The following is a 2,931-nucleotide window of genomic DNA, read 5'->3' on the forward strand; positions in this document are numbered from 1 at the left end:
TTGTTCTCGGCGACAAGGAAAAACTATACACAGGTTTTGGGGGTCCTGCAAATCGGGTGGGTGGTTTTTGACGGTGACCGTGCACACTTAATTCCTGAACTGCTGATTCGGCTCTTTCCATGTGCCCAATCGCTGGCAATTATTACCGAGCTAGGGCTGAGCGCGTAAACATTATTTCGCAGCTGCACAGAGCATCAGCGCCTGTACCTAGCGAGTTTATTGAACCCTTGAGAAGCGTACGCATACACGCGAACCCAATGAGTTGTGCCCACATCAGCCGATTAGACGATGCGGGCGCATTCGTGCGTCTGAGCAAGGCACAAGAAGAGAACGCACATGGCGAAACGATGCATCTGGAGGTTCCATGCGCGTGACGGCCAAGGCGGCATCAGCGCAATGACTACCTAGAGCAGTCGGCATTGATGCCGGCCCAATACAGGTCTTGCAGTGCTACGTAAGCACCACCCTCGGCTACGGTGAATAGCAGCGATATTTCGATCGCTGACACTCCACTTGATGATCTACCGAATACAGGATGAAGTCTATGAAGTTCACGGCGTTGGAACGCTATTGCCACCTCACTGGGCAATCGTATGGCGAGGTGACTCCCGAAGAACAGCAGAGCGATTATCAAGCCGGGGTAACTGAGCTTGACGGACAGCGGTGGCGGATCAGGACCGCACGGATCACGCCAACAAAGCCAGGTGGGTTCGTAGCCATATGGCATCGGGACGAAACTGGGACTACTGCCCCCTACGAATCCGAAGAGGGACTGCGCGGAGTTATGGTCTTTATCGAGGAAGCCGGCTGTTTCGGCGTCTTCCGCTTTACTCAACAGCACCTCGAGGAGCTGGGCGTCTTCGCCTCAGCATCGGCTCCAGGCAAGCGCGGTTTCCGCGTCTATCCATCATGGACGGCTGGCCTTAAGGGGCAAGCGAAGAAAAGCCAGAATAGTCAGCTGCCTGCGTTCACGTTGCTCGCAGACTAACTTGTCCCGCTCAGACGCCTACTGCAGCTCCATGCGCCGGAACCTGAGTTCTCGTTGCGCACCACGCAAAGGTGAACCTTCAAAAGGCAACTCGCTGAGATCCACAGTCAATGCGGCTTTCAATGCCAACTGGTTCGCTGACTGCGTGGCCCGGTCAGCCAAGCCGAGCACCCTTGCAAGCTCCGCCCAGTGCTTCTTCTTCAGATTCTTAGCCTTGCCGGCAACAGTCAAAGCCATGGTGTCATCGCCGTAGACCAGGGTGCATGGGATGTCGTAGATGGGCGCTACATTAAACCGTCCATGCAAGTCCGCCAGAATCGAGACGTTCTTTCCATGCAAGTCGCCGTTGCCAGTTAGCCACGCAAAGACGAACTGCATGTATAGATTGCGCCTGGCGAGCACCGGAGCCTGGCACTGCAGCGCTAAGGCTTCAATAGCTTGTTCCGTGCTCACTGCATACTTGCTTGCCGGCGGAAGGTTCAATACCTGCATGGCATCTTCCAACGCCAAACGCGTGGGACTATCCGCCCCCTCGACACCCTCGCGATCGAACCTCTCGACCAGCAGCCCCGGACTCCCAGTGGAATCCAGTACTAGCCGATTGTTTGCGACCGGAAGTTTGAGCAATCGCGCTGCTTTCAGGTGCTGCGCCTCATTAACGACCAAATGCGGATGATCCCGGGGATCAAGCTTGAGCAGATAGGCGCTGTTCTTGAACTCCACTGGTGTTGTCAGCATGGTTGCGCTGATCTTGTCTTGCACGCCGGGGATCGAGTGGCGGTCCAAGGTGCGCGCGAGGACCGAGAAGTCGAGTTCGGCCGTGCTGCTGAATTCAGCAACCACGGGGGTTTGCTCCAGTGCTGATCCTTCCGGAACAACGCGTACATTGCCTGGAGTATCGGCGCCCACTGCCATCAGCAGAGTCAACTCGTCAGAGATGCTGGTCTTAGTTGCGTCCTTGAGAACGGTCAGGCGATGGCCTTCGGGCAATAGTCCCGAGAAGAACGATGGCAACGCGCCCCCAGGCCCAACGTATGCCTCCGGAGAAGCTGGCAAAGATGTCGCAATGCCCGCGCCACCATGTGCAAGGTAGTCCTTGTTATAGCTGAAGGCCACGCTTCCGTCGGACTGTCTGGCTAGAGTGCCGGCGAGGTTTTCGTTGCAGTAGACGTCAGCCTTGGTAACAAGCTTGAGCTCTTGGAGTTGCGGCTTCATTTGGCCACGCGAATTCGAAGGCCGAGTACATTCGCGACGGAGAGCACCGCTTCAATGGAGGGGTTTCCCGCCCCTCGTTCTATGGAGCGCAGCGTACGTTCAGAGATGCCAGCTAATTCAGCCAGCTGTTCCTGCGTCAGGCCATTCTGTTTTCTAACGCGCTGCAATTCGGCCCCTAGCTCAGTCACTGAATTCATGAAGGATCCTCTTCCGGCAGCATTTCGCCGATTGGCGACATTCTGCTCACTATCATTCAGCATGGAGCAAGAATCGGCAACAAGTTACCGAAATGATAGCCAGGTGCAAGCAATCGATTGTCAGAGGCATCAAAAGGCAGGATCTTGCCGATTGGCGGACCAGAACCCATCGGATAAAGCACCTGCAACGGAGCGGGCGTCCTCTCCCGTAGTGAGCCGCGGAGGTCCAGGGCCACGCAGTCTGCTTAGTCGCTTCAAGCGCGTCCGACATCGGGACACAGCTTCGCCATGGCTGCATTCAGGGCTATAGGCAATAAAGTGTGTCTGAAAACCTGATCCTGCCCCGGAAATCCGGGGCAGGATCAAGGTTCACATGGGTATTGAATCCATAAGTGTGAAGCTTACTGGACAATCCCATACTTGTATTATCTGTCACTCCCGACTGAAGAAAAACGGAACCACCTCCAAAGGAACCCAGCGCTGGCGCTGCATCACCTGCAATGCCAGCACCGTTTTCAAACGCGAAGACAC

General features: G+C 55.7%; 3 protein-coding genes and 1 pseudogene. 2 read left to right on the forward strand and 2 right to left on the reverse strand.

Translation table 11 applies throughout. The features are described from left to right. Positions 1–544: 544 nt before the first annotated feature. Positions 545–988, forward strand: coding sequence for a MepB family protein (locus ACFVHU_RS18570; RefSeq protein ID WP_038993720.1), 444 nt, complete (start codon positions 545–547; stop codon positions 986–988). An 18-nt stretch (positions 989–1,006) separates the two neighbouring features. Here ACFVHU_RS18570 and ACFVHU_RS18575 read toward each other — a convergent pair whose 3' ends face one another. Both ACFVHU_RS18575 and ACFVHU_RS18580 read right to left on the reverse strand, forming a co-directional pair. Further along, on the reverse strand, positions 1,007–2,203 hold the full coding sequence (locus ACFVHU_RS18575; RefSeq protein ID WP_133835120.1) for a type II toxin-antitoxin system HipA family toxin: 1,197 nt from the start codon (positions 2,201–2,203) through the stop codon (positions 1,007–1,009). Beyond that, positions 2,200–2,400, reverse strand: a complete 201-nt coding sequence (locus tag ACFVHU_RS18580) for a helix-turn-helix transcriptional regulator (RefSeq protein WP_105662736.1) — start codon at positions 2,398–2,400, stop codon at positions 2,200–2,202. The genes ACFVHU_RS18575 and ACFVHU_RS18580 overlap by 4 nt, the downstream gene beginning before the upstream one ends. A 373-nt stretch (positions 2,401–2,773) precedes the next feature. On the opposite strand from ACFVHU_RS18580, the pseudogene ACFVHU_RS18585 reads away from it, so the two are divergent. Continuing rightward, positions 2,774–2,931: pseudogene (locus tag ACFVHU_RS18585) on the forward strand (IS256 family transposase); the annotation flags it as partial.

The organism is Glutamicibacter sp. NPDC127525 (genome assembly GCF_042672105.1).
In the GTDB taxonomy this organism is placed as follows: domain Bacteria; phylum Actinomycetota; class Actinomycetes; order Actinomycetales; family Micrococcaceae; genus Glutamicibacter.

What these genes read in the sequence shown, in the direction of transcription:
- ACFVHU_RS18570 (WP_038993720.1), top strand. Translation starts at nt 545, where the DNA reads ATGAAGTTCACGGCGTTGGAACGCTATTGCCACCTCACTGGGCAATCG.
- ACFVHU_RS18575 (WP_133835120.1), bottom strand. Translation starts at nt 2,203, where the DNA reads ATGAAGCCGCAACTCCAAGAGCTCAAGCTTGTTACCAAGGCTGACGTC.
- ACFVHU_RS18580 (WP_105662736.1), bottom strand. Translation starts at nt 2,400, where the DNA reads ATGAATTCAGTGACTGAGCTAGGGGCCGAATTGCAGCGCGTTAGAAAA.